Source organism: Hydrocoleum sp. CS-953, from assembly GCF_002260545.1.
GTDB lineage: Bacteria > Cyanobacteriota > Cyanobacteriia > Cyanobacteriales > Microcoleaceae > Trichodesmium.
Window position 1 is genome coordinate 1 of record NZ_LGSU01001022.1, and the last position, 6,112, is coordinate 6,112.

Annotated in this window: 4 protein-coding genes and 1 pseudogene; 2 read left to right on the forward strand and 3 right to left on the reverse strand. The window is 35.4% G+C overall.

Features of this window, described 5'->3' with window-relative positions; genetic code table 11:
* A pseudogene (locus AFK68_RS41770) lies at positions 1 to 96 on the forward strand (hydroxyacylglutathione hydrolase); the annotation flags it as partial.
* 234 nt (positions 97 to 330) lie between these two features.
* On the opposite strand, the gene AFK68_RS14765 reads toward AFK68_RS41770, so the two are convergent.
* Positions 331 to 1,305: an FkbM family methyltransferase gene (locus tag AFK68_RS14765; RefSeq protein WP_210407410.1), complete on the reverse strand. Its 975-nt coding sequence runs from the start codon at positions 1,303 to 1,305 to the stop codon at positions 331 to 333.
* Between the two features lie 211 nt (positions 1,306 to 1,516).
* Here AFK68_RS14765 and AFK68_RS14770 point away from each other — a divergent pair, with 211 nt between their 5' ends.
* Positions 1,517 to 2,452 (forward strand): hypothetical protein, encoded by a 936-nt coding sequence (locus AFK68_RS14770; protein ID WP_094673460.1) that lies wholly within the window; start codon positions 1,517 to 1,519, stop codon positions 2,450 to 2,452.
* A 413-nt stretch (positions 2,453 to 2,865) separates the two neighbouring features.
* Here the strand turns inward: AFK68_RS14770 and AFK68_RS14775 are convergent, their stop codons facing one another.
* Positions 2,866 to 3,360 carry a YbjN domain-containing protein gene (locus AFK68_RS14775; protein ID WP_094673461.1) on the reverse strand — a complete coding sequence of 165 codons (495 nt, stop codon included), beginning with the start codon at positions 3,358 to 3,360 and terminating at the stop codon, positions 2,866 to 2,868.
* 332 nt (positions 3,361 to 3,692) lie between these two features.
* Entirely contained in the window at positions 3,693 to 5,312 is a 1,620-nt protein-coding gene (locus tag AFK68_RS14780) for a mechanosensitive ion channel family protein (RefSeq protein ID WP_168186484.1), read from the reverse strand.
* Between the last annotated feature and the right edge of the window lie 800 nt (positions 5,313 to 6,112).

A 6,112-nucleotide genomic window follows, 5' to 3' on the forward strand; every position in this document is an offset into this window, starting at 1 on the left:
TCTTTGAGTAAATTGCGTAATTTACCTGACAATACACGAATATGGTGTGCCCATGAATACACTTTGAAAAATTTACAGTTTGCTATGACAAAAGACGTCCGAAAAACTTCCGAGATAGAATTTGCTTTACATATTGAAGAAATATGAGAAAATTGAATGAATCAGAAATTCAATATAGGTTCTCGGATATCAATTTCCGTAACTTTATCACTAAAAAAATATGAAATACTAAAATGTTTACCAAATATCCACTTTTTTTTTAGGTAGTTTGCATATAGTAGTAGGGAGGGCAAATGCTTGCCCAATCTAAAGATATTTAGCAACCCCAAATTAGACTCTAACAGCGTATATTGCTCCAATATTGCTACTACAAGGCAAACGAGAAAAAATGGCAAAACCTGCTTGACGCAAATATTCAGCTAATTTATCAGGTCCTTTGTAATGCCATTCCATCATAATTATTTTTATTTGATTTAGTTGTCCTTTTGCCACTAAAGAATCAAAGATTTCATACTCAGAACCTTCACAGTCAATCTTAGCAATAATATCCATATCTGGGTGCTGAGAAATTATTGAACTTAACTCTTCACCGATCGGTTTTAAACTAATCTCTTCTGTTGGTAAAGATTGATTTTCCAGATTTTTTTTGCGGCTTTCTGTAACTCCTTCAACTCCAATACTTCCTCTTAATTCATAATCAAATTCAACTGTTACTGTTTTTTCTTCAGCAGCAATTCCATAACTAAAGGGTTTGATTTTATGGGAAATTTCTGGGTTTAAATCAAAGTTATGCAATGCTTGTTGATAAGTCACTTTAAAGGGTTCGTAACTCCATATTGCTTTAACATTTTCCTGCCTAGCAAAATACAGGCTGGCTAATCCTGTATTCATACCAATATCTAGCATAACTGCAGGTTTATCATAGATAAAATTATAAATTCCCAACCAAAAAATCTCCCAAATAATAGAAAGCTCTTCCGCAGTTTGAATATTTACTTTGATTCCCTCAACTTCTAAAATCAATTCATCATTTGTATCTATAGAAAACTTAGCATTGAATTTTTTCTTGATAAATTTTGCTTGATTTAATGCTTTTTTTGTCAGCAGAAAATCATACTTTTCCTTTTTAACATATATTTCCAGGGGTTTGAGAAATAATTGATCCGAACCACGCTCAACTTCTACATCATTAAAACTCATGTTTAACTCAGGAATTTTATCTACCCAATACCAATTAGGTATCTTCTGAAAATTTCTCACATTTCTCAGAAAATTCTTAGTCTTTAATAATGGTTGTTTTAACACTATTCAGTACCTAGATGATGAACTATGATATTAGTCATTATACCATAGTGGTTGAGTCTATTTATCGAAACTATTGAATTGGTGAAAATTCTCAGCTTCCTTGAATAGTAGGGATGGCAGAAAGGTAATATATTTAGCTATACTAGATCACTGAGTAGGGAAATCGCTTCCCTGACAATATGCCTGATAAATTGGTTGATTTTTTATTTTTATGAAGAACCTACTAAAAATTCTCCCTTGGTTAGTTATTGCTAGTTTTGCTTGGTCTCTTGGTTTTTTTTACAATGTTTATTATGGTGGTCTAATTGGTCGGTTACGCGGAATGTACTACAATAAGGCTGCACTAGCTGCTGAGTTGGAGGCTTCAAAAAGACTAATAATTGTTGGTGGATCGGGAGCGCACTACACCGTCAATTCTGAGCTAATGGAGGAAAAACTTGGTATCTCTGTATTTAACTTTGGCTTGGATGGTAATTTGGGTCTCAATGTAATCTTTCCGACTATTTTGGAGCAAGTTCGTCCAGGAGATATTGTGTTGATAATTCCTGAATACTTAATGCTCTTGGATGAGGATGGAGTAGGCGATCGCTCTACTTACTTTGGGTTCGCTATTGGAAAACCAGGATTAGGAGGTATTCCACCTAAGAAGTTTGGCCAAGATACTTTTGGTTTAGGTGTGCCTAGTCTCAGAAGCTTGACAAAATCTACTATAGACATAGTAAAGAAGGCAGAAGATCCAGACTATATTCCAGAATACTATGCCGATCCGATTACAGACTGGGGCGATCCAACAAAAACATGGGGGCGCAAAAGTAAGTGGTGGGAAATGAAAGTTAATAAGCCAGTTACTCCTCATTCAATTGCACGAATCAAACAATTTCGAGAGGAGTTGGAGGCTAAAGAAGCAACTTTGCTCATATCATTACCTTTGATTTATGGTAGTACAGATGAAAAGACTATCAAGAATGTTAAGAAAACTGCTGAAGAGTTAAGCAAAATTGCTCCTACAATTTATGACCAAGAATCATTAAATTTGTGGACTGACTCTAATTTATTTGCTGATACTCACTACCACCTAAAAGAAGAAGCACGGGTTATGCGGTCAAAAGAATTAATTGAACAACTGCAACCTATAATAAATCAATAGATAATAATTTATAGACATCTCCAAAAAAGAATGTAGAGATATTTCATGCAACCTTCCTATAAGGGTTTGACCGAAAAGTTTGGTCTCAAGCCTCGCTCTTCTCTTATAGGGCGACTTTTTTGAAAAAAGGATGTTAAAAATAATGTATGGTTTGAAGAAGGTAGAACTTCAACAATTAATTATTATAGCGTTTCCCAAGAAGCGTGAAGTACAATTATCTTTTTATCTTTTCATTACTCCCTATTCCCTATTCCCTGTTCCCTGTTCCCAGTTAAGTGTTCCCTCAAAGCTAGAATTTTGTACCTCACCATTATGAGAACTGCTATAATAATTAATTATTAATTATTAATTATTAATTATTACCTCTTCTTATAAAGAAGATGATTGACTAAAAAGATTTTTTTTCTTTATATTTATTCCCCAAACTCTTCAGCTAAAGGTTCATCATTTTCATCAGCAAGATTAGCAACAATAGTAATTGCCCGCGAAATTTCTCCTGGAGATAATTCAGCTACAGTACGAGTTGCCACAACAACAATTTGATTGTCCACAATGGCAAAATGAGATTCCATTGTCGATAACCAATTCATTTGTAATAACCTACGCATTAACTCTGGTTCATTTTTAGCAGGTAACTTTAATACATAAGACCAAACTGTTAAAGTATCATCATCAGTTTCTCCAGTCAGTCTTATATATACATCTACAGTACCATATTTAAACTTCCACAAATGGCCTGCTTCATTTTGAGCTACCATTACCTTTTGCTCTTCTGCCATACTGGCAATGACAGTCTCAATCTCTTCTATATAGCTCAGAGTAGTTTCATCTTCAGTTAGTTCGTTAATATTTGCTTCTTCAATAGAAGGGTTGTCCACAGAAACAGTTTCAGGATTGTTACTCGTCATAATTACTTATAGCTATAGTTAAATCATCTATTCACCAGTTTAAGCCTTGAACTTACAGTTATACTAAATTAATGCCTAGGTAGTTACCAATGGATAATGGATAATTGATAATTAATCAATCGGGATTTATTGCCTCTCCTCGATCAATTAATGAAATCTTAATCAGTTATTTATGCCTACAACTTAATACTTTATATATGGTAGGTATTGTACAATTAAAACCTTGTAATTATTTTATTTTTTCCTCTACCAATAACTACAACCTTTAAAAAGTATTGGTTTTCACAATTTTTAACCCGATCAAGCCAAAAGTATATTATCTTTGCGAAAGACTATTCTGCCAAAGAGAGTGCAACTACTTGAGCTCCAGTAAAATCAAGAACTTCGTCAATTTTAAGCATTATTTCCTCTTGAATGTCGGTAGCTTCATCTGAATCTCTGGTTAAAATATATGTGAATAAATCAATATCAATTATCTCATTACTCAAGCTGCCGAGACTAATACGTTCTTCAGAAAGTTTTGGATGTTCAGCGAGCATACTGCGGAGGTTTTCCATAGTTTCTGCTAATTTTTCGTGGGCACTATCATAGCTCAATGAAATTATACGCTCAAAAGTATATTTGTCACGCTGACTATGATTCACTATTTGGGATGTGGAGACTACTGTATTAGGGACATAAATGAGCTTTCGATCTACCGTGCGAATCAATGTTGACCGTAAACCAATATCTTCTACTGTACCAGTGACACCACCTAATTCGCAAAAGTCTCCAATCTCCATTGGGCGATTCAGAAATAAGGTTAAACCACCTACTATATTTTCTATATATGGTTTCACTCCCAAGCCAATAGCAATACTACTAACTCCAAAGCTAGCTATAATTGGTCCAACAGCTATGCCGATTTCTCGGCTGGTAAAATAAAAAATTGCTAATCCTAACATAAATCCGAGGATACGAATTGCATTACGAGCGATGACTGCTTCAAGGGATTTGTTGTCTGCAGGCATATTGTAAATCACAACCCAAGCAATAGCATTGGATATCAGAAAAGCTAACCAAGCCAAAACAATACCTTGTATAACAGTTGATACTTTCAATAGAATATTTAGCAAGTCTCCTGTGATATTAATGCTTTCATCCATGAAAAACTCCCAACTCCCAGCAACCCATAGGGTAAAAGTTGGCACTAACAACCCTAACCATGCTTTTGTCAGGTCATCCGTGGTATTAATATATCGTCTGAGTAAAAATGCTACCCCTAAAATGCTAGATAATGCCACAAGGGTAATAAGGCCAAGGCTACACCATTGCCAGATAGTTTGGCCTTGAATCAATTGATTTGTCCACTGAGGTAGCCAGGTATTCCACTTCGGAGGCAGTAGATGCCCAGGTGTAGTAATATAAAATCTGTAGAAGTCAGGGGAGGTTCTCCATGAATTCGATTCATAATAGGGACGTCTTTCTATTAATTCATAAAATTTTTTAATGCGTTGGACTGTTCCAGGTGAGAAGAGAAATTCACTTTGATTAAAACCGTCCTCAACTAACTCAATTGCAATCTCAGTTCCTGGAATTTCCCAGCGCTTCAGTTCTTGAGATTCAACATCTCTGGCATTAGGAAGAGTATTTGCTTTAGGTAATTTAAGGCGGTCTAAGACCTCCTTGAGCATAAGCGCATTTTCTGTACCAATATCTTGAACATTAATTGGGGGGATACCTTGAAGATTCAAGGTATCCACTGCCCGTCTCAGTGCCCATTCTGCTTCCTTGCCTTTTTCTTTGACAGTCTTAGAATGCCATAATCCGCCTTCTTGTTTTGACTGCTCTTCAGCTTCCATGATTAGCTGATAAGCTTCATTCATACTGTCCATAAATCCGTTAAGAGTGGCACGGGGACTATTTGTTGCTGGTGGTCTGAGTGGGTTTTCGTATGGGATAGTTGTCCCCATAACGGTATTCTGAGTCAGTAGAATTATGATTAAAACAGTAAGGGTTCTTAATAGGAATTTTTTTATTAGTCTGATCATTGAATGTTTGCTAGAAGGGAGTCATTTCAGTTAGCCTCTTGCCTCCTGCGGAGGAGCTGCGCTAACAGAGAAACTGCCTCTTTCAGAGGAGCTTCGCTAACGTTAACAGTTAGCCTCTTTCAGAGGAACTTCGTTAACAGTTATTAGTTATTCAGTACCTTCAACTAAACTTGGAGGCTTGAAATACTGAGTTGAATATTTTTTTCATCCCCTTAAAAGGGGGAGGCTTGATACCTCGGAATTTAGTAAGAGTGTTTAGCGAGTTATCCTAATTTCTATCAGGAGTAAGGTAGAAAATTCTCAACTTATCCTAAAACCTTAACAGGGAAAAGGAAAGAAAACAAGACAAGTGACTTTACTAGCATGATCGACACTATATAGGCACAGGAAAAATTTTGGCTATTAATTATATCATAAAAGGAAGAAGAGAATCCTTGATATTTTCTAGCCAAAACAATTCTTTATTATCTTCTAGCAATAAAAGTAGTTTACCAATGGATAGTGTAGAGTCCGAAGAAGGAAAACTTCATTTCAGTTATCAGTTATTAGTTATCTGTTATCTGTTAGCCTCCTGCGGAGGAACTGCGTTTTTCATGTCGCAAAAATAACTAATTATACAGCATTTTTGCAGTTTATGAAGTACAAAATTTTACAACTTTAGGCAAGAGGCAGAGGATTTGATAGTGTTAATTATTTAGGTTTTTTCTCAGAAATATCTGCAA